The sequence below is a fragment of the Mesorhizobium sp. AR07 genome (assembly GCF_024746815.1).
Taxonomy (GTDB): Bacteria; Pseudomonadota; Alphaproteobacteria; order Rhizobiales; family Rhizobiaceae; genus Mesorhizobium.
This window is the reverse complement of record NZ_CP080525.1, coordinates 2280383-2301227: the sequence shown is the minus strand read 5'-3', so window position 1 is coordinate 2301227 and position 20845 is coordinate 2280383. Positions and strand designations below refer to the sequence as shown.

21 protein-coding genes are annotated in these 20845 nt (G+C 62.1%); 20 read left to right on the top strand and 1 reads right to left on the bottom strand.

The window, feature by feature from the left end:
* Positions 1-235: 235 nt before the first annotated feature.
* The 5 genes from BPNPMPFG_RS11665 (at position 236) to BPNPMPFG_RS11645 (ending at position 3920) form a co-directional block, all read left to right on the top strand.
* On the top strand, positions 236-673 hold the full coding sequence (locus BPNPMPFG_RS11665; protein ID WP_258591889.1) for a curlin: 438 nt from the start codon (positions 236-238) through the stop codon (positions 671-673).
* A gap of 67 nt (positions 674-740) precedes the next feature.
* Positions 741-1142: a curli-like amyloid fiber formation chaperone CsgH gene (csgH, locus tag BPNPMPFG_RS11660; RefSeq protein WP_258595490.1), complete on the top strand. Its 402-nt coding sequence runs from the start codon at positions 741-743 to the stop codon at positions 1140-1142.
* Positions 1143-1311: 169 nt separating this feature from the next.
* The gene (locus tag BPNPMPFG_RS11655; RefSeq protein ID WP_258595489.1) at positions 1312-1725 is read left to right on the top strand and encodes a curlin; all 414 of its coding nucleotides are present in this window, start codon (positions 1312-1314) and stop codon (positions 1723-1725) included.
* A 398-nt stretch (positions 1726-2123) separates the two neighbouring features.
* Entirely contained in the window at positions 2124-2399 is a 276-nt protein-coding gene (locus tag BPNPMPFG_RS11650; protein ID WP_258595488.1) for a hypothetical protein, read from the top strand.
* Positions 2400-2996: 597 nt separating this feature from the next.
* A complete protein-coding gene (locus BPNPMPFG_RS11645; RefSeq protein ID WP_258595487.1) occupies positions 2997-3920 on the top strand; it encodes an SDR family NAD(P)-dependent oxidoreductase in 924 nt (307 codons plus the stop codon).
* An 18-nt stretch (positions 3921-3938) separates the two neighbouring features.
* Here the strand turns inward: BPNPMPFG_RS11645 and BPNPMPFG_RS11640 are convergent, their stop codons facing one another.
* Positions 3939-4913: a GlxA family transcriptional regulator gene (locus tag BPNPMPFG_RS11640; RefSeq protein ID WP_258595486.1), complete on the bottom strand. Its 975-nt coding sequence runs from the start codon at positions 4911-4913 to the stop codon at positions 3939-3941.
* 297 nt (positions 4914-5210) lie between these two features.
* Between BPNPMPFG_RS11640 and BPNPMPFG_RS11635 the strand changes: the two genes are divergently transcribed.
* The 15 genes from BPNPMPFG_RS11635 to BPNPMPFG_RS11565 all read left to right on the top strand — a co-directional run bounded on the left by BPNPMPFG_RS11635 (position 5211) and on the right by BPNPMPFG_RS11565 (position 20844).
* Positions 5211-6551: an extracellular solute-binding protein gene (locus tag BPNPMPFG_RS11635; protein WP_258595485.1), complete on the top strand. Its 1341-nt coding sequence runs from the start codon at positions 5211-5213 to the stop codon at positions 6549-6551.
* A 104-nt stretch (positions 6552-6655) separates the two neighbouring features.
* Entirely contained in the window at positions 6656-7576 is a 921-nt protein-coding gene (locus tag BPNPMPFG_RS11630) for a carbohydrate ABC transporter permease (protein WP_258595484.1), read from the top strand.
* Positions 7576-8442: a carbohydrate ABC transporter permease gene (locus tag BPNPMPFG_RS11625; RefSeq protein ID WP_258595482.1), complete on the top strand. Its 867-nt coding sequence runs from the start codon at positions 7576-7578 to the stop codon at positions 8440-8442. The genes BPNPMPFG_RS11630 and BPNPMPFG_RS11625 overlap by 1 nt, the downstream gene beginning before the upstream one ends.
* A complete protein-coding gene (locus BPNPMPFG_RS11620) occupies positions 8439-9908 on the top strand; it encodes an aldehyde dehydrogenase family protein (RefSeq protein ID WP_258595480.1) in 1470 nt (489 codons plus the stop codon). The genes BPNPMPFG_RS11625 and BPNPMPFG_RS11620 overlap by 4 nt, the downstream gene beginning before the upstream one ends.
* A 38-nt stretch (positions 9909-9946) precedes the next feature.
* Entirely contained in the window at positions 9947-11155 is a 1209-nt protein-coding gene (locus BPNPMPFG_RS11615) for a sialidase family protein (protein WP_258595479.1), read from the top strand.
* A 40-nt stretch (positions 11156-11195) separates the two neighbouring features.
* Positions 11196-12347 (top strand): exo-alpha-sialidase, encoded by a 1152-nt coding sequence (locus BPNPMPFG_RS11610; RefSeq protein ID WP_258595478.1) that lies wholly within the window; start codon positions 11196-11198, stop codon positions 12345-12347.
* Complete coding sequence (locus BPNPMPFG_RS11605; RefSeq protein WP_258595477.1) at positions 12334-13437, top strand: ABC transporter ATP-binding protein; 1104 nt, start codon at positions 12334-12336, stop codon at positions 13435-13437. The genes BPNPMPFG_RS11610 and BPNPMPFG_RS11605 overlap by 14 nt, the downstream gene beginning before the upstream one ends.
* A 126-nt stretch (positions 13438-13563) precedes the next feature.
* Positions 13564-14526: a dihydrodipicolinate synthase family protein gene (locus BPNPMPFG_RS11600; protein WP_258595476.1), complete on the top strand. Its 963-nt coding sequence runs from the start codon at positions 13564-13566 to the stop codon at positions 14524-14526.
* A gap of 50 nt (positions 14527-14576) precedes the next feature.
* Positions 14577-15575 (top strand): ABC transporter substrate-binding protein, encoded by a 999-nt coding sequence (locus tag BPNPMPFG_RS11595; RefSeq protein ID WP_258595475.1) that lies wholly within the window; start codon positions 14577-14579, stop codon positions 15573-15575.
* Positions 15576-15642: 67 nt separating this feature from the next.
* A complete protein-coding gene (locus BPNPMPFG_RS11590) occupies positions 15643-16410 on the top strand; it encodes an ABC transporter ATP-binding protein (protein ID WP_258595472.1) in 768 nt (255 codons plus the stop codon).
* Between the two features lie 49 nt (positions 16411-16459).
* Complete coding sequence (locus BPNPMPFG_RS11585) at positions 16460-17203, top strand: ABC transporter permease (protein ID WP_258595469.1); 744 nt, start codon at positions 16460-16462, stop codon at positions 17201-17203.
* Between the two features lie 30 nt (positions 17204-17233).
* On the top strand, positions 17234-18736 hold the full coding sequence (locus tag BPNPMPFG_RS11580; RefSeq protein ID WP_258595467.1) for an aldehyde dehydrogenase: 1503 nt from the start codon (positions 17234-17236) through the stop codon (positions 18734-18736).
* On the top strand, positions 18736-19422 hold the full coding sequence (locus BPNPMPFG_RS11575; RefSeq protein ID WP_258595466.1) for an NAD(P)-dependent oxidoreductase: 687 nt from the start codon (positions 18736-18738) through the stop codon (positions 19420-19422). Before BPNPMPFG_RS11580 ends, BPNPMPFG_RS11575 begins: the two co-directional genes overlap by 1 nt.
* A complete protein-coding gene (locus tag BPNPMPFG_RS11570) occupies positions 19325-19645 on the top strand; it encodes an NAD(P)-dependent oxidoreductase (RefSeq protein WP_258595465.1) in 321 nt (106 codons plus the stop codon). The genes BPNPMPFG_RS11575 and BPNPMPFG_RS11570 overlap by 98 nt, the downstream gene beginning before the upstream one ends.
* On the top strand, positions 19645-20844 hold the full coding sequence (locus BPNPMPFG_RS11565; protein WP_258595464.1) for a mandelate racemase/muconate lactonizing enzyme family protein: 1200 nt from the start codon (positions 19645-19647) through the stop codon (positions 20842-20844). The genes BPNPMPFG_RS11570 and BPNPMPFG_RS11565 overlap by 1 nt, the downstream gene beginning before the upstream one ends.
* Position 20845: the final 1 nt, after the last annotated feature.

The following is a 20845-nucleotide window of genomic DNA, read 5'->3' as shown; positions in this document are numbered from 1 at the left end:
TCGTCTGCTCGTCGATATTACGTCACGAATCCTCTTGGGACACGCCAAACAGGAGTGGAAGGAACTACGTCTCGAGCAATGGAGTGTCCGCAAGGTGTCAGGGGCTGAACGGGGCGCCACCCGCTTAGTCCTTCCTGAACCCCAACTGAACACCGTCTTCAGCATCGGTTCGAATGGCATCTCCTAAAAAGAAGCCGTTCAACTCGCGGTCCCGTCCGCCAAAGGAGACGCTCTCATGATCCGCATTTCTTTCATCGCAACCGCGCTCGCCGCTCTTGTCGGTATTACCGTCGCCGCCCCGGCCATGGCCAACGACGTGAGCATTGAGCAATATGGCTGGTCGAACTCGGCCGGCGGCGCCCAGAACGGCTTCAAGAACCGTATCCGGGTCTACCAGGACGGCCGCTTCAACACGGTGATCGGCCAGCAGCGCGGCCGCCACAACCTTTCGGCCATCGGCCAGGAAGGGGTCGGCAACTACGGCGCCACCTATCAGAACGGCAACCGCAATGTGGCCGGCGTCGCCCAGTTCGGCTCCAACCACACCACCATCCTGACCCAGGACGGCAACGGCAACATCGCCGCCGGCGTGCAGGTTGGCCACGGCTGCGATGCCAACGTCAGCCAGGGCGGCAGCGGCAACGTCGCCGCTTTCGTCCAGGCCTGCCCATAACACGACAACGCCGGGCGGCCGTGGAAAGAGTCCGCGGCCACGGCCACCGAACGCCAAGGAGACGAACATGCCACGCATAGTCAAGGATCCCCGCCGCGTCATGGCCGCGCTCGCCCTGGTTCTGATCCCGGCCGGCGCGCTGGCGGCTATGGCCACCGCCGACCAGTCCATCGCGCCGGTGCGCTGCGAGATCCGCGCCGCGCCGGAAGGCGGCATGGTCTCGCTGGAGGCGCTCGCCCATGCAGATCGAAACGTGAGCGGCACCTATTCCTTCCATGTCGAAAGTGCCGGTCGCACCGGCGGCACCAATATCGAGCAGGGCGGCGCTTTTAGCGCCGCGCCCGGCAAGCCTGCCAAGCTCGGCGCTGTCACGCTCGACGCGAAGGGCACCGTCTTCGACGCCAGGCTTAAGATTACGGTCGATGGCAAGAGCATCGGCTGCGCCGAGCAGGTCGGCGGCGCGACCTGATCGCATCGCTAGATTTACGAAAAGGGCGTCGGCGGTCGGCGCCCTTTTTATGTGCGCCAGGCCGGGAGAAAAATGACTGAACGACAGCTGAACGAAGGATTCCGGCAGCGTTCAGCCACGAGATGAGAAGGTTGGCCATAGGCTGAGGCAGCCGGAAAAGGAGACCAAGATGATCCGCAACATGTTCAAAACCCTTACCGCCGCTGTCGTTGCCGGCGGCATCGGCCAGGCGGCGCTGTCCGCACCGGCTTACGCGGGCGGCTGGGTTTCGGTGACATTTGCTCCTGACAACGCCCGCGACGCCGGCGCCCTGGCGACTGGCCTGCGCGTCTATTCGCTCTATCGCGGCCTGCGCGGCGCCAGCATCCGCCAGTTGGGACACGGCAACGCCGCCGGCATCGGCCAGAACGGCGGCGGCAACCTGGGCATCATCCAGCAGGAGGGTAACGGCCATTCCGCCACCCTGCAGCAGAACGGCAATGACAACGCCTACGGTATTTTCCAGTTCGGCAGAAACACCGACGCGAATGTTGTTCAGAACGGCGATGGCGGCGGCGGCGCCACCTTCAGCTACGGTTGGTAGCGGCCGACGAGATCGGACCCGGAGATAGTCATTGCCCGTCGCCAGCGGCTCGCTTGCCTGTGTCGGCTCAGCGCCGACCTCAAGGGGCCTCCTCGCTATCCAACTTGGAGCATGAAGGTGCACCTGTTGAAGCCCTCGGAATTGCTCGAACGGGGGTTGCTGATTCTTGGCGCGCTTCATCCATGCCTCGCAAGAGCGATTGCGCGCGAATGCGCCGAGCAACCCAGCAAAGTCTTGTCGGAAAAGAGACATTTGCCGCAATATCATTTCAATGATGTATCGATTTGTGAAGCGACATCCTAATATTCGCCATCATTTAGGTGTCGCTTATAAGGCGTTAGAATCCGCACCTGATTGCAAACGACGGTCGGGGCAAAAGAGTAGGGAAGGATAATTTCATGAGCTTCAAAACTGCCTGCTTCGGCGCACTTGCTTTCACCATTGTCGGCGGCGCAGCGCTTGCCGGCGCGCTCGACGAACCCAAGATGATGGCACCGTTCTACACCGACGCGAGCATGAAGACGATGAAGCCGGACGCCGATATGAAAAAGGCCTGGGCGGGCATGGCTAAGGCCGATCAGGCCAAGATGATGAAGGAATGCAACGACGCGGCGATGAGCAAGCCTCATGCCCAGTTCTGCGAGAAATTGAAGGCACTCGGCGGCTCCAAATAAGCCACGGCATTCGCTAACAATCTGGTGGCGGGCTATGTCCCGCCATCATCATGTCAGGCCGATTTCTTCTGACGTCCGCTGGACACCGATTCGTGGATTGGCGCCTTGAGTATTGCCTCATCTGGCGGCCCTGGCCTGCTCGATCAGGAGCTTCGTCGATGCAAGGTCCGTCGCGCCCGGGAAAATCTGATCGCCGACGACAAAATGTGAGCCTGTCCGGAGTCTAAGCAGTGCTGCCCGCCAGGTAACCTATAGGAATCGAACTTGTGACCTACAGATTAGGAATCAGAGGGTAGGGGGTTGCTCATTTGGAGCTCTTGCCTGGTTCGCCACCGAATGCGGGAACATACGAAGAATATGGCTGGGCGAACCATCCGCTAACTGTTTGTTTCTGTTGAAAAGACGACGTCCCTCCGGGGCCACCATTGTCGTTATTTATCAACGACTTATAGGCGTATTCTGGCTCGGCTAGCCAGCTCAACGCTGGCGACACCAATAAGGGCCATGACTTCGATGGCCGGATCTGGCTCATCCCGCTGTGGGAGAATTTGCCCGCTCGCTGTCCAATCCTCTACCCGCCGTGGCACTGACGTTGAATTGAATAGCGAGGCATGTCCCTGTTTGGGTCCACCGATTCTCAGCGGCCTGGATCGGAGATGCCGCAATCTGCGCGCATCTGCATCGTCTGCAGGAGGTACCATGCGGTTTAAAGGTCAGGACGTTCTCGTGACCGGCGGAAATTCGGGGATAGGCCGCGGAATCGTCCACTATTTCCTGAAAGAGGGAGCCCGGGTGGCGTTCGCAGGCCGCGATCGCGAGAAGGGTCGCGTCGTTGAAGCGGAAGCAAAGGCGATTGAGGGTGAAGCCCGCTTTTTCCAGTGCGACCTATCGGAGGAACATCAAGTCGAGGATCTGATCGGCCAAATCGGCCATTGGGGGCGGCTGCGGGTTGTGGTCAACAATGCAGGCGCTGGTTCGCGCCGGAGCGGCATCGAACCAGGCGATCGCCCTGGATCGAGATGGGACAAGATGCGTGGCGCCAACCTGGACTCCACCTATTTTGTAGCCTCCTACGCCTTGCCGGTGATGCGGGATTCCGGTGGCGGTGCGATTGTGAACATATCGTCTACGGCTACCTTGCACGGCAACTGGGGTCTGTACAGCGTCGCCAAGGCGGCCGTTGAGGCGCTCACGCGATCGTTGGCCATCGAAGGTGCTCCGCATCGGATCCGGGCGAATTGCGTCAGTCCTGGCTGGATTGCCACCGAAACCGATGCAGCGGCGCCCGCGTCGGGTACCGGCGATTGGACCGTGGCGCCAAGCGTCTTCGGCCGGATGGGCACGCCAGCCGAAATTGCCGCGGCTGTCGCATTCCTGGCCAGTGATGAGGCTTCGTTCATCACGGGCCAAACCTTGGTCGCCGACGGGGGCCTATCGATCCTGGATTACACCTCGCTGTCGCTTCTCGAGCAGCGCGGCTCGGTGCTGTTTTCAGGCATGGTCGGCGACACTCCTCGATGACCACGCCAAGCCGATGCTCTAGACGCCCACCTCGTCGGCAGTCGATTCCGTGCCAGGCAGGCGGCTTCGAGACATCCTGACGATCTCCGGGCGGACTGTGATCTGTGTTTCGCGAAATGCCTGGCGGAACGAGCGTGGTGATTGGCCGAACTGGGCGGTGAAGGCCCGGGTGAAAACCGAGGGGTAGGAAAAGCCGCAGGCATAGGCGACATCCTTGATTTCACGCTCTTCGTAGAAAAGCAGGTTACGTGCTGCCTGCAGGCGCGAGCGCAGATAGAGCTGGTTCGGGGTCTGGTTGAACTGGCGAAGGCAGCAGCGCTCCAATGTCCGTACGGAAATACCGAGGTGGCGCGCGAGACTCTTCGGCGACAGCGGGAAATCGAGATTGTCTTCCATCAACGCCACGATCCTGTGGGACAAGGAAGGTTGTGTCTCGCCAATCGCATCATCGTCCGTTCGCTGCGGATGAATGCCTTCGCGCGGCGTATGGATGAGTGCATTGGCGACTTCTTTGGCAAGGCTCGCCCCGCGCAGCCTTCCGATCAAATCGAGCATCATGTCGAGCGTCGCCACCCCGCCTGCGCAGAAGGCAAGTTGCCGATCGATGAAATAGATCTGGTTCTTTGTCTCGGCCGCCGGAAAATGCTCAAGGTACGATGACACCGCCTCCCAGTGCACCACGGCCTCGCGATCGCCCGTGAGGCCGGCTGCCGCAATGGCGAAGGCGCCCGTGTCGACGCCGATGATCATCGATCCATGCCGGTACGCATTGCGCAGGGCTCCGCGCACATTGGCCGATATGTTCTGCGTCGGCAGATTGCCCTCCAGAACGACGAGGAAGTCACAGCGCGAGAAGTTGGTCAGATCGTGGTTTGCGGCAACCCACATGCCGTTGCTCGCGCGTACCGAGTCGCCCGAATCCGAAATCATGATCCATTCGAAAAGATGCTGACCGCTGTTCTGATTGGCTATGCGCAGCGCCTCGGTCGCCATGATCAGGGCATTCATCGGAAATTCGGGTTGCAGCAGAAAGGCGAAACGCGGCCGGCGGTTGGAGGCGGCTGCGATGACGGGATTCGTATCTGTGACCACGACAAGCGTCCGAGAAAATTGCTGATGACGTTGCAGATATATTATGTGACGCTGTGGATCAACTGTTGGGCGACTGATTGGCCAACACTGTCACCACGCCGAGAGCACGTTCTGGGACGGCCTCGACGAGGGAACATAGAAAAATAAGCTCTAACAGAGCGTGGTAAGCGCCTAGTGCATGCCGCGTGGGAGATTGTCATGGATTTGACTTCATTGAACAAATCGACTTTTGCCCTGAACCGCAGAACACTTTTGAGGTCGGCTGCGGCAGCTGGGGTAGGTCTTGCCGTTCCGCACATCTGGACTGGCCGCGCCTCGGCCGCCAACCCTATCGAGATCGTGCATTGGAGCTGGCTATCGGCTTCGGACGGTGAGGTGTGGGCCAAGATGATCGCCGCCTTCAACGATGCGCACAAGGACAAAGGCGTCCAGATCCGCATGGAGGTAGTTCCTGAAGAACAATACGTAACCAAGGTGCTGGCGGCAGCGGCCACGGGCAAGGCACCAGACTTTGGCTGGGGCACGGCGGGCAAGTCGGCCCAACTGGCGCGCGACGAGGTCATCATACCGCTTGATGATCTCATCGCGGGCTCTGGCCTCGACCTTGCCGACTTCAGCGCGACGTCAATCGCGGGCTCGCGTTACCCGAAGTACGACAACAAGGTCTTCATGATCCCCATGGACCTGATGAGCCTTCAGCCTGAAATCAACCTTGATCATGTCAAGGAAGCAGGGCTCGATGCCAGCAAACCGCCGATGGATGGCGACACGCTGCTGGAATGGGCGAAGGCCATGACCAAGCGCGAAGGCGACAAGGTCACCCGCTCGGGGATCATGATGACGGGCTCCGGCGTTCAGCCTACCGTCACCTGGGGCATTGTCGCGGAACAGATGGGTTTCCAGCGCGCCAGTGACGATCTGAAGACCGCTTGCGTGAACCCCGAGGCCGGCAAGGCGGCAATGCAATGGGTCCTCGACCTTTTCGACAAGCACAAGGTTTCGACCCGCGATGTCACCGACCGCTACAAGGCCTTCGGAACCGGGCAGGGCTCGATCTTCTGGACCGGTCCGTGGACGCTCAACGGTTATGTCGCGCAGAAACTGCCGTTCAAGACGGTGCTGTTTCCCAAGATCGGCAGCAAGCACGTCACTTACCTCGAGATGGGTGGCCTGGAATTCTACAAGCAGGCTGACCCAGGGCGCCACGAAGCAACGATGGCGGCCGTCAAATGGCTGTCGGACAACAGCTTCCTCTGGACGACGGTTGGGCGCGGCGCCTCTCCGCGCAAATCCATCCTCGATCGTCCGGACTACAAGACCGCCGGCAGCCCGTGGGATATTCGCGGGGCCTTCGTCGATGGGATGAGCTTTGCCACCGTCGGCGAGATCCCGGTGGTGAATGGTCCCAACTTCACGATCTACTCAGGCGGGAATTTCCTCGCCAAGACGCTCGAAGGCGTATGGTCGGGGCAGACGACGATCGACGCGGCGATGCAGCAGATCCAAACGCAGTGGCAGTCCGACCTGGACGAAGGCTGATCCCGGGATAGCTTCCGGGGAACCTGACTGATCCCTTGCCCGTCGCGCCGAGCATCGTCGCGACGGGCCTCTCCTGACCATTGCCGCAAGGCGGACAGATCGACATGACAACGGCAATCTTGCAAGGCCAGGCCGACTTCCAAGGCCAAGCCGACTTCGGAGCCGAGCGCCATCCGACCGATCGCGTGGGCTATCTGCTCGTCGCCTTCTTCGCGCTGCCGTTCTTCCTGTTCAACATCCTTCCCGTGCTGTTCGGTATCTATGTCTCGTTCACGCGCTGGAGCATCGTTGGCGCACCGAAATGGGTAGGGTTCGACAATTTCCACAAGGCGTTCACGGACCAGTGGGTCGCGGTCGCCTTCAAGAACGTCTTCCTCTACGGCCTCATCATCGTTCCCTGCGTGACCGGGCTCGGCTTGCTGTTCGCGCTTTTCGTGAACAAGCGCTATCCGCTGTCGGGCCTGGCGCGCACGCTCTTTTTCGCTCCCACCGTGGTGTCCGCGACGGTGATCGGGCTTGTATGGGTCTGGATGCTCGACACCCAGTATGGGCTCGTCAACTACTACCTGTCCTTTCTCGGTTTCGACGACATCCCCTGGCTCACCTCCACGCGCTGGTCGCTGATCGGCGTCAGCGTTGCTTCGGTGTGGTGGGATCTGGGCCTTGCCTTCGTGCTGTTCCTCGCCGCCTTGCAGGATATTCCAGGCGAGATCATCGACGCGGCGCGGGTCGACGGCGCCAACCGCTGGCAGCGCTTCAAGCATGTGATCCTGCCGCATCTGCGACCCGTCATCAGCATGGTGGTGACGCTGCAGTTGATCTCCACGCTGCGCATCTTCAGCCAGGTCTACGTCATGACCAATGGCGGCCCGGCCAGCTCTTCGTCCTCGCCGATCCACTACATCTACAATCTCGCCATCGTCAGGAACCTGTTCGGCTATGCCGCCGCGGTGTCCCTCTTGCTGTTCGTGTTGATCCTGGCGATCACCGTGGTCCAGCGCTTTCTTCTCAGGGAGCGTGCTTGATGACCGCTTGGCTGGACCAAAAGCTCGAGGCGCACGGCCTCGAAAGAGCGGATCTCTTCATCTGGCCGCTCGGCATGGCCGTCGCCATTCTCTGGGCGCTGCCCTTCGTCTGGATGGTGTCGACGTCCTTCAAGTTTCCAGGCGATGTCATGACCAAGGACATCGAATGGCTGCCCCATCGCATCACCCTCAACAACTACATCAAGGTCTTCGACTACCCCGTCATACGCTGGGGCTTCAACAGCGTCGTGCAGGCGACGGTATCGACCTTCCTCTGTGTCCTGTTCGGTGCGATGGCCGGCTACGCCTTGGCGCGCATGCGGTTTCCCGGCCGGGACACGCTGTTCTACATCTTCCTCGCCTCGCTGATGATACCCACCGAGGTTTCGGTGATCCCATTGCTGCTTGGCTTCGTCAAAATCGGTTGGGCAAGCAGCTACCAGGCGCTTATCCTGCCATCGATCGGCAATGTCTTCAGCGTCTACATCTTCCGCCAGTTCTTCCTGTCGTTCCCCAAGGAACTGGAGGAGGCCGCGAAAATGGACGGTGCGGGACCGTTCAACCTGTTCTTTCGCATTGCACTGCCGCTCGCCAGGGCGCCGGCAATCGCGGCTTCGGTCATCATCTTCACCCTGAACTGGAACAACTTCCTGTGGCCGCTCCTCGTCACCTTCGACGAGTCGATGAAAACGCTTCCGGTCGGCATAGCCGCCTTCACGCCAGTGGTCGGAACGCAGACCCAGATCGAGGGCTATAGCGTCGCCATGGCGGCGGTGACCATCCTGAGCATCCCCAGCCTGCTGCTGTTCTGTTTCCTGCAGCGCTATTTCATCCAAGGTCTTTCGCAGGGCAGCGTGAAGCAATGACGGTACGAACCTATTCCCGCACCGATCTCATCGATCCTTTGCCGGGCCAGCATTTCATCGACGGCAAGTGGCGAAAATCCGCTGACGGTCGAACATTCGAAACGATCGATCCCAGCACGGAAGCGGTGTTGGCAGTCGTGGCGCGCGGTGACGCCGGCGATATCGACGCCGCGGTCAGGGTCGCGCACCGCGCGCTGCATGGTGACTGGCGCGGCCTGAGCCCGGCCGAACGCGGACGGCTGCTCTTCAAGCTCGCGGATTTGCTGGAATCGGAAGCCGAACGATTTGCACTGCTCGAAACGCTCGATGTCGGCAAGCCGGTCAAGGAGGCGCTCGGCGACATCAGGGGCGTGTGCGCGACGCTGCGCTACAATGCCGGTGCTGCCGACAAGATGGAAGGGTCGACGATCCCACTCGGTCGCGATGTCGTCGACTTCACCATGCTGGAGCCGGTCGGCGTGACCGGCCATATCGTGCCCTGGAACTATCCGCTGGGCATGGTCGCGCGCTCGGTGGCGCCGGCACTTGCCGCAGGCTGCACAGTCGTGATCAAGCCTGCCGAGCAATCGCCGCTCACGGCGCTGGCCTTCGCCGAACTGTGCCAGAGGGCGGGGTTGCCCGATGGCGTGGTGAATGTCGTGGCGGGCTTTGGCGAAGACGCCGGGGCGGCGCTCGTCTCACATCCCCTCGTACGCGGCATCACCTTTACCGGCTCGGTCGAAACCGGGCGCAAGATCTACGCTGGCGCGGCACAGGGGCTGAAGCCCGTGGTGCTCGAACTCGGCGGCAAGAACCCGATGGTGGTGTTCGAGGACGCCGATCTGGAAAGGGCCGCCTTCGACGCCCTTGACGGGGCTTTCGGCAACAGCGGCCAGGTCTGCTCTTCGTCGTCGCGGTTCCTGCTGCATCGATCGATCCGCGAGGAATTCCTCGACCGGCTGGCGGAGGGCGCGGCCAGGCTGACCGTCGGCCGGGGCCTCGACAATTGCGATCTCGGGCCGCTGGTCTCGAAGGAGCAGCATGCCAAAGTTCGATCCTACATCGACGGGGGCCGCGCATCGGGAGCGACAGTGCGGCTCGGCGGCGGCCGTCCGAAAGGACTCGAGACCGGCTATTTCGTCGAACCGACCATTTTCGATGGCGTTAATCCGGCAAGCGCGCTGGCGTGCGAAGAGATCTTCGGTCCCGTCGCCGTGGCACTGTCCTTCGACACCGCCGACGAGGCGCTCGCCATGACCAACGGCCTCGGCTTTGGGCTCGTCGCCGGCGTCTACAGCCGCGACATCTCGCGCGCCCTGACATTCGCCCGCGACGTCGAGGCCGGCTCGGTCTGGATCAATGGCTGGTTCATCGGCGGTGTCCAGGCGCCGACCGGCGGCATCAAGGACAGCGGGGTCGGCCGCGAGCGCGGATTGCCCGGCATCCGCAATTATCTCAGCATCAAGAACATCGGAATCCGGCTGTAGGCCGTGAGAGAAGACATCCCAAAAGAGGAAATCAGGGAATGACTGTTATGAGAGACGTTGAACACTTCACGATCTTCAAGGATCCGGCGCATTGCGTCAACCAGATCGCGACGCGGCTTCTGAAGAACGGCGATATACTCGCCGTGTTCAACGAAGAGCGCTTCCCCTTCCATCACGACAGTGGCCAGACGCTGATGACCCGCTCGAAGGATGGCGGCAAGACCTGGAGCCCGCCAAAGGTCGTCCTGCCCTGGTCCGAAACGCAGGGCAATTGGGACTGCGGCATCTGCGAAACGCAGGATGGCACGCTCATCGTCAACCTGACCATCACCGGCTTCTTCAAGCGCGGCATCAAGCCTGAACAGCCGTCATGGAGTTCGCATCCCAACACCAAGGAATGGGGCGACTGGACCTGGGCCTACAAGACGCAGGCCTGGCTCGGTACCTTCGTCGTCAAGTCCAAGGACGGCGGCGAGACTTGGACCCAGCCCATCCCCGTCAATGTCCGCCCGCTCAAGCATGGCGGCTGCCGCCTCGGCTGCTGGGAGCTGCCGAACGGCTCGCTGCTCATGGGCCTCTACGGCCGTATCCATGGCTATGAGGAAGAGGGTGAGGGCGAAAGCACGCGCTCGGCGCTGATGCGCTCGGACGATGGCGGCGACAATTGGGAATACTTCTCGACGCTGGGCTACGACCCGGCCAGCATCATCGACTATGAGGAGCCCGGCCTGGTCCGGCTCGCGGACGGCAGGCTGGTCTGTTTCATGCGCACGCATGTCAACCCGACCAGTGACGCCAAGAACATGGTCATGATCGTCTCCGAGGATGACGGCTTCAGCTGGACGCCACCGAAGTGGACCAACATCTGGGGCTATCCGCCAGAGCTCATCGCGCTTCAGGATGGACGCTATCTGATGGTCTACGGCTATCGGCGGCCGCCTTATGGCGTGCGTGCGATCATTTCGGATGATGGCGTGACCTGGGATGTGAAGAACGAGTTCGTTATTCGCGAGGGCGGCGTGCCCGGCCAGACGGTGACCGAGACCCCAGGTTCGAGCCGCATGTCTCCGGCCTCCGGCAAGATCGAGGGTGGTGGTGTCGACTGGAACCATCCGGGCATCTACCAGCACATCGGCTACCCCAGCGTCGTCCAGACGCAGGACGGTGCAATAGTCTGCTCGTATCACGAATGGAGCGACGATCCGAAGCCGCTGCAATATGTCCGTTGCACGCGCTTCCGGGTCTGAGCCGTCAATGACATCCGGCGCGGCAGCCTTGATATCTCGAATGGATTACCAGACGATCCATTGCGATCAGCATGTATACAGCGCGCATCCGCATCTCGCGGTTGCGGCCAACGACAATTGGTTGCTGGTATTCACGCAGTCGCGCCGCCGTGCCGGGGTCCTGCATCCTCCGCAGGACCCGCTGTACTGCAACATGCTGATGCGATCGGCGGACGAGGGGAGAAGCTGGTCGGCTCCTTCCATCGTCCCCGACTTCGGCTGGCAAGGCGTGGAATGCGCCGGCCTTACCCCGCTGCGCTCGGGCGTTGTGCTGCTGAACCAGTGGCGGTTCGACTGGCATACGCTCGCCTATGCGCAGGCCCATCTTGCGCCCGGCGCCTATACACGGCCGGAGCAACTGGTGGGCGCCGAGGCCATGGCCGCCGAACTCCGGGACTGGACGCCGCAGAAGTCCGAGCTTGCCGAGCGCTATCCCTGGGCGCGCGGCGGCGGGCAGACATGGGTCCATCGTTCGGTCGACGGCGCAAACACCTTCACCGCGTCGACGCGCATCGACACGACGCCGTTCAGCGGCGGCTACGGCATGCGTGGCGGCATAGAGGTCGACGGCGAAATCATGCTGCCGCTCTGCGATGTGCCGAACTATGCCGCCGTTTTCACGGTGCGGTCGGGCGACGGCGGCCGAAGCTGGTCCGAGCCGCGCCTTGTCGCGGCGGGCGAGGGGCATGCCTACGAAGAACCCGCGCCCATCCTGTTGCGCGATGGACGTATCGTCATGCTCCTGCGCGACAATGTCTCGCGCATCCTGCATGTCGTCAGTTCGGGGGATGGCGGTGTCTCATGGAGCGCCCCATCGCCGACCGGAATCGAAGACTATCCGGCCGATATGGTGGAACTCGACGACGGCCGCATCGCCTGCGTCGCCGGAAGACGGCGCGCGCCCTTCGGCATTGCGCTCTACATCTCGCAAGACAAGGGAAACAGCTGGAATTCGGCCAGTCCCTACATGGTCCGCTCAGGCCTTCCCAACCGGGATCTGGGCTATCCATCGCTGGCTATGCGCGCCGACGGCAGCCTCTACGTCATTTACTACGCGCAGGATTTCCAAGGCATCACAGGCATCCATGCCAGCGTTCTCGTGCCCGACGCTGACGGCTGGCGCCAGGAAGGACTTGCTTATGGCCAGGGTTGAGCTTTCGGGCGTTTCCAAGAAATATGGCGAGAAGATCATTATCCCCGGCGTTGATCTGACGATCGAGCATGGTGAATTCCTGGTCTTCATCGGGCCGTCGGGCTGCGGAAAATCGACGTTGCTGCGCATGATCTGCGGCCTGGAGCCGATCAGCGGCGGCGCGGTGGCGATCGGCGGCAAGCCGATGCGCGGCGTGCCGCCGGCAAATCGCGGCGTGGCCATGGTGTTCCAGAGCTACGCGCTCTATCCGCACAAGACGGTCGCCGAGAACATGGCCTTCTCCTTGCTGATGCAGGGCATGCCGAAAGCCGAGCGCGACAAGAGGGTCGCTGCCGTCGCCGACACGCTTCAGCTTGGCCCGCTGCTGGGCAGGCTTCCCAAGGAGCTTTCCGGAGGACAGCGGCAGCGCGTGGCGATCGGCCGGGCGATCGTGCGCGAACCCGAAGTGTTCCTGTTCGACGAACCGCTGTCGAACCTCGACGCCGAACTGCGTGTCCAGATGCGGCTCGAACTCGCCAAGCTGCACAGAAGCCTGGGCGCCACGATGATCTATGTCACGCACGATCAGACCGAGGCGATGACGCTGGCCGATCGCATCGTGGTGTTGCGCGATGGCGTGATCGAGCAGTTCGGAACGCCGGCGCAAATCTACGACGCGCCCTGCAACCGGTTCGTCGCCGGCTTCATGGGCTCGCCCAAGATGAGTTTCCTCGAGGCTTCCGTCGAGGGGCAGGACGGGACGCGCCTGACGCTACGGATCCCGGGAACGACCGGGGGCAGCGTGGAACTGAACCTGGCACAACCGATGGCGCTCTCCGGCAGCGTGACCGTCGGCATCAGGCCGGAGCATTTCAACACGCTCCGGACTGCCGGCCCGCGACTGCAGGCCGATGTCGAGTTCGTGGAACGGCTTGGCGGCGAGAGCTTCCTGCATGCACCCGCGCATCCGGCGGGCGCGCTGGTCATGCGGCAAGGCGACGAGGAGGCAAGGAGCGTCGGGCCGGGAAAATGCGAGATCGGCGTGGATTGGCGCAGGGCGCATCTGTTTGCCCAGGACGGCAAAACGATACCGCTCAAGCGGGAACTCTAGGGGCGGACTTGTCCTGGCCCTGTGCTCGGCTTCGTCAGTTCGAACGAAGGTAAGTGACGGTCAACGCGAAACGAACAGAGCGGCGGGCAATGACGACTGTGCCAGGCCTGCATGAAGGAGATGACTTTGGACTTTGAAAAATTGAAATCGCGGCTGGCTGGATGCTACGTGACGATACCCACGGCATTCGAAGACAGCACCGGCTTTCCGGTCAATCACCAGGCAATCCGAGCCTATGTCCGCTTCCTGATCGACAATGGCCTGAACACCGAATATGCCACGCTCCTGGCGGGCGGGGCGGCGGGCGACTTTTCGACGATGTCGTTCGAGGAGCGGATCGGCGTTGGCGAAACCGTTGTCGACGAAGCGCAGGGGCGCGTTCCCCTGGCCTTCGGCGGGCAATCGACCAGCACGCTGGAACTCGTGCGGCTGGCGCAGGCAGCGCAGTCGATGGGGTTCGACTTCCTTCAGGTCTCGTGCCCGTTCTACTTCACGCACACGGAAGCCGATTTCGAGGAGTTCGTCATGGCCGCGGCCAAGGCGGCGCCCCGTATCGGCATCATCGTCTACAACACGTTCTGGACCTCGACGAGCCTCTCGTTCGGCATGATCGATCGTCTGGCCAGGATCGAAAACGTTGTCGGCCTGAAATGGGCGACGCCGCGAACGGACGCCATGGAATTCGAGGATGTCACCTCGAATTTCTCCAAGCGCTTCACGATCATCGACAACAATCTGTTCTTTCCATATTCGGCGATGCCGTCGCTGGGTGCACAGGCATTCGAGGTGCACCTCTGCAACTACTGGCCGGAATGGGGCATCAAGCTTATCGACGAGGTCAAGGCGGAGAATTACCCCGAGATCGCGCGGATGATGGTGGAAGAGGCCATGCCCTTCTACAAGCTGTGGGTCGAGATCGAGAAAGGCTACACGAGCGGCGACGGCTATCTCGACAAATTGTGCATGGAATTGATCGGACTGCCGTCGAGCCGATGCCGTCCGCCAACACGTGACATTCGCCAGAACTATCGTGCCAGGACACTTGACATGATGCGGGCCGCGGGCGTTCCGCGTCTCGTGACCAGCTAGACAACATAGGGAACATAACAAGAAACGACAAATCAACAGGAGCGACAGCTATGACCAATTTCAAGAATTTGATGCTTGGAGCCGTGGCAACCACCATGCTGCTCGTCAGCGCCGCCAAGGCTGACGACGATGTGAAGTTGCGCCTCAACTGGATGTACTACGGCTCGCATGCCGGCTTCGCCCTCGGCAAGGTGAAGGGGTTCTACAAGGATGCCGGCATCAACCTCGATATCCGTTCAGGCAACGGCTCGGGCTCGGCGCACCGCCTGGTCGCCAATGGCGACAGCGACTTTTCCTATGGCTCGTGCGGATCGATGGTGAACCTTGCCTCGCAGGGCGCCGCGCTGATCTCGGTGGCGGTGATCGACGCCATGGGAGCGGATGCGGTACTGGTTCGCCCCGACGCGGGCATTGCCAAGATTTCCGACCTCAAGGGCAAGAAGCTGCTCACCACATCCAATGCCGGCGTCAACACGTTCTTCCCGATCGTGCTGTCCACGGCCGGCCTTTCGCCTTCCGACATCACACTCACCAATGTTCCCGACGGCGCGCTCGTGTCGAGTTATCTGCAAGGCGCCGGCGACACGGTGGGCATGCTAGGCGGCATCGACGACAAGCCGGCCGAGATCAAGAAGAACGGCGGCGCCGCGCCGGTGATCTTTCCCTATTCGAGCTATGGCGTGAACCAGATCGGATATTGCATCGTCGCGCGCAAGGAGATGGTCGCGAAAAACCCGGACCTCGTGAAGCGCTTCGTGCAGGCGACCATCAAGTCCTACAAGGCGGCCGAGGCCAATCCGGACGCCGCGATCGCGGCGATCGGCGACATCGTCGGCGGAACGATGAACGAAGACGAGGGAAAAGCACAGGCCCGCGCGGTGCTCGATGTGACGCTCAGCCTGCTCTATTCGGCCGCGAACAAGGACAGGACGCTCGGCTTGAACGTACCGTCCGATTGGGAAAGCATGGTGACCCTGATGAAGAAGTACAATGACCTCGACCCCAAGGTCGCGGCCACGCAATTCTACACCAACGATTTCGTCAAGTAACTGGCGAACCGGAGCGGCTTGCTGTCGCTCCGGTGCTCGCTTCCAGCCGGACCAGATTGAACCGTCGATGAATCCGCTTATCGAACTGACGGGCGTGCAGAAGGTGTTCGGGGCAGGCCCCGGCGCCCTGCATGCCTTCGGTCCAGTCGACATGAAGATCGAGAAGGGCGAGTTCGTCTCGCTGCTCGGTCCGTCGGGCTGCGGAAAGTCGACCCTCATGCTTATGATCGCCGGGTTGCTCGACGCCACAGGGGGCCGAATTGCGATCGACGGGCGCACCGTCGTCGGGCCACAGACCGACATCGGCATCATGTTTCAGGACAATACGCTGGTGCCGTGGCGCACCGTGCGAGGCAATATCGAGCTGCAGCTTGAGCTGCGAGGCCTGACACCGGCCGCCCACCGCGCCAGCGTGGACGAACTGCTCGCTTCGGTCCACCTCGAGGATTTTCAACAACGCTACCCGCACGAACTCTCCGGCGGGATGCAGCAGCGCGCCGCCTTCTGCCAGGCGTTGGTGCATCAGCCCGCGACCATGCTTCTCGACGAGCCACTCGGCAAGCTCGACGCTATGACGCGGGAAGCAATCCGCGCCGATCTGCAGGCGCTGTGGATGCAGCGTCATCCGACCGTTGTGTTCGTTACCCACTCGATCGAGGAGGCTATCCAGCTCTCCACCCACGTCGCCATCATCACGCCGCGCCCTGGACGCATCGAACGTATCATTTCCGTCGATCTGCCTTATCCGCGCGATTTCGAAGTCAAGAGCAGCCCGCAATTCATCGGCTACGTCCGGCAGGCACAGGAGATATTTCGCGGCTATGGCGTCCTCTGATCGACCCTCTCCACCGGTGCGCGCGGCCCGCTGGATTGCGCGGTCCTGGATGTCCATTGCCTTCTTCGCGGCGTTCTTCCTCATCTGGCAGTATTCCATCGTCTGGTTCGGAATCCCGCGCTACATCCTGACGCCCCCGTCAGTGATCGTTACGAAGGGCTGGGCGGATATCGACCGGCTGCTCTACTACACCTGGATCACGGGCGTGGAGGTCGTGCTGGGTTATGCGGTGGCGGTGATCCTGGCGCTACCGCTCGGCCTCGCCATCGCTTTCTCGTCCATCCTGCGCCGCACGATCTATCCGTTTGTCGTCTGCGTCGAAATGGTGCCCAAGATCGCTTTCGCGCCGCTCTTTATCTCCTGGCTGGGTTTCGGCCTGCTGCCCAAGGTGATCATCGTCTTCCTGGTCTGTTTCTTTCCCATCGTGCTCAACGCCATTCTCGCTTTCAGTTCGCTCAGTGAGGAACTGTCGCGCTTCAGCGTCTCGACCGGCGCGAGTGCATGGCGCACCTTTATCAAGGTCCGGCTGCCGGCAGCGCTGCCGCAATGCTTCGTCGGCTTCAAATACGCCGCGATCAACGCGACAGTCGGCGCCGCCATCGCGGAGTTCATCGGCTCGGACCAGGGGCTCGGCTTCTACATCCAGATCGTCACCGGCAACATGCGTCCGGACCTTGCCTTTGCGGGCATCTTTTTCCTGACAATCCTCGGCCTGGCTTTGTTCGGCCTGGTCACGCTCGCCGAGCGCCTCCTCATTCCCTGGCATATTTCGGTGCGGCGCCAGTCGCACTGACCTCTCAACGCATCCGACGGAGACAAAGACGTGACCTTGACCAAAGAAAGCGCCCACGCACTCGCTTCTAAGCTGGCCCCGAAAGGCCTCGCCTTCATTGACGGCAAATTCGCCGCGGCCGCGGACGGCGCGACTTTCGACACCATCAACCCGGCGACCAGCCAGGTTATCACCGCTGTATCGCACTGCGGCGGCAGCGATGTCGATCGCGCCGTCAAGGCTGCCCGCAGATCCTTCGACGACGGTGCCTGGTCGCGCGCAGCTCCTGAGTTTCGCAAGGAAGCGCTGTTGCGGCTCGCCGAACTCGTACGCGCCAATGCCGACGAACTCATCGTTCTCGAAAGCGTCGATAGCGGCAAGACCATCACCGACTGCGCAAACGAGATCGGGCGAGAGGTTCCGAACTTCTTCCAGTGGTACGGCGAACTCGCCGACAAGTCTTTCGGCAAGGTCGCACCCACCGGCGAGAATGCACTCGCCCTCATCGTCAAGGAGCCGGCCGGCGTCGTCGGTCTCGTGCTGCCATGGAATTTCCCGCTGCTGATGGCGGCCTGGAAGATGGCGCCCGCGCTCGCTGCCGGCTGCTCCGTTCTGGTGAAGCCCGCCGAGCAGACACCGCTGTCTGTCCTGCGCCTTGCCGAGCTCGCGCAGGAAGCCGGCATTCCAGACGGCGTGCTCAACGTGTTGCCGGGCCTCGGCGAGACCACGGGCCAGGCGATCGGCCGCCATCCCGATATCGATATCGTCTCCTTTACCGGGTCGACCGAGGTCGGCGGTTATTTCCTGCGCTACGCCGGCGAGAGCAATCTCAAGGTGATTGGCCTGGAGATGGGCGGCAAAAGCCCGTTCATCGTCCTGGATGATGCCGATCTGACTGACGATCTGATCGAGCATGCCGCGATGTCCGCCTTCTGGAATGGCGGCCAGAACTGTTCCGCGAACATGCGGCAGCTTGTCGACCGCAGTCTGGCCGAAGAGTTCGCCCATCGCGTCACCGTCCGCGCCAAGGCATTCCGTGTCGGCGACCCACTCGATCCGGCGACCAATATTGGCGCCATGGTCACCGCCGAACACCAGACCCGCGTGATGGGCTACATCGAGCGCGGATCGGCCGAAGGTGCCCGCTTGCTGACCGGCGGCGGCTCGACGGGGCCAGGCTACTTCATCGAGCCTGCTGTCTTTGCCGATATGACGCCCACGATGAGCATCGCCCGGGAAGAGATCTTTGGTCCTGTCCTCGGCATCCTGCCGGTCGCTGGGATGGAGATGGCGCTGCGGATCGCACGCGACACCGACTACGGCTTGCACGCGACCGTGTTTACCAAGGATATCGACCGCGCCATCCACATGGCGCGGCGGCTACCCTGCGGCACTGTCTCGGTCAATGGCTTTTCAGAAGGCGACGTCAAGACACCTTTCGGCGGTTACAAGCGCTCCGGCTCGCTTGCCCGCGACAACGGCACCGAGGCCATGGACCAGTATCTGCAGACCAAGACGATCTGGATCAGCACCGCGCAGCCCGCGGTGTCCTGATGACGGAAATCGGCGTTTGCGGCGAATTTTCCCACGAGCAGGTGGCGCGGCTCCGGCTCGGTGCGGGTGACCTTCCGGTCAGATTGGTGGCCGCCGAAGCCGACTGCCATAGCGCTATCGTTTTCGGCAACCCCGAGCCTGACAAGGTAGCGGCAAACCTGAATCTGCGCTGGCTGCAATTGGAATCGGTGGGGTTCGGAGAATATGCCGGCCTCGACTGGAAACGCGGCCACGGTGAGACGCTGGTGACCAACCTTGCCGGCTTCTTTGCCGATCCGGTCGCGGAATCGGCGCTTGCCGGCATTCTAGCGCTCTATCGGGGCATCGACCGCCTGGTGCTTCTCCAGACGGGCAAGCAGTGGCTTGGCGATCCCTTGCGCGCACACCTGCGCGTGCTGCGCGGCGCCCGCGTCGTCCTGTTCGGCTATGGCGCGATCAACCGGCGGCTGGCTGAACTGCTGGCGCCATTCGGCTGCGCGATCACGCCGATCGCGCGCGACGGTATCGCAGGGCTCGACAAGGCGCTTGCCGAGGCCGACCTGGTCGTGTGCACCGCACCCGCCACCGCCGCCACGTCGGGTCTTTTCGATGCTGCACGACTGGCCAAACTGCCTCCAGGAGCGCTCTTCTGGCAATTTCGGACGGGGCTCGATCCTGGACGAGGGCGCGCTTGCCGACGCCCTTGAGCAAGGCCGGCTCGGTGGCGCAGTGATCGACGTGACCCGCGATGAGCCCTTGCCTGCCGGGCACAGGTTTTGGGCCTGCCCGAATATCATCCTGACGCAGCATTCCGGCGGCGGCACGACGGATGAGCTCGATCGCAAGATCGATGTCTTCCTGGCCAACCTGGCTCGTTTTCGCGCCGGCACGCCGCTCGAGGGCATCGTCGATTTTTCACGAGGATACTAATGGCCAAGATCACCAATATCCGCTGCGTCCTGTTGTCGTCGGCCTACGCCGATGCGGACGATCCGGAAATCAAGGAATGCTTCCCCAATGGGCCCAAACGCACCATCGGCATGGTGGAGGTCACGCTGGACAATGGCGTGACCGGACTGGGCGAAGGCTACCTCGCCGTCTTCGCACCGCTGGTGTTCCAGGCGATCGTCGACCTTTGCCGTCCGCAGGTGATCGGCCGCGATGGCTTCGACATCGATCGACGGGTCAAGGATCTTCGCAGCCTTTGCGATTACTGGTCGCTTCAAGGGGCCGCGCGCCACGTCATCGCGGCCTTCGAGATTGCGTTACAGGATGCCAAGGCCAAGAGCCTCGGTGTGCCCGTCTATACGCTTCTCGGTGGGGCGCAGGCCCAATCGATCCAGATCTACGGCTCGGGCGGCTGTTGCGATGCCAAGGAGCAGTTCCTGCGTGAGTTGGATATGCTGGGTTCGCTCGGTATCGAGATCTACAAGATCCGTTCGGTCAAGCGCGATATCCTGCGCACGGCCTGGGTGCTGGAAGAGGCCGGGCGACGCGGCATCAAGGTTGGCGTCGATATGTGCCAAAACCTTGCCGATCCGCCGCAGGCGGTAGACGATGTGGTGGCCTTCGTAGCGGCCGTCCACGCCATCACCGACCGGCGCATGGTGTTTGTCGAGGAAGCGCTTGGCCCTGACCAGCCCGATGCTTTTCGCGAACTGCGCGGCCGTATCGATGTGCCGGTCTGCGGCGGCGAGATTGTCACCACGCCCAAGGAGATGATCGAGCGCATCAACGCCGACGTCTATGACTTCGTCCAGCCCGACGCGTCGGTGATGGGCGGAATTTCGGCGGTCATGGACGTGTTCGAGGCGGCCAAGGCCAGGGGCACCGACGTTGTGGTGCATGCGTGGGGCGGTGCCTCCGCGATCATGGCCAGCTATCACGCGGCCTTCGCCGCGGGCGGAAAGCTGGTCGAATATCCGATGCTGTATTTTCCGCTTGGCGCCGAGATGATCGGCGACCAGGGACGCATTGAGGGTGGCCGCCTGATCCGCCCCACCGCGCCTGGACTCGGTCTGACACTCACCCCCGAGATCGAAGCGCGCTATCCTTTCGATGAAACGGCCGTCTATTCTTGCGTGCTGACGGACTGGGGTCCGCCACCGGACAGCTATTGGCGAGATTGAC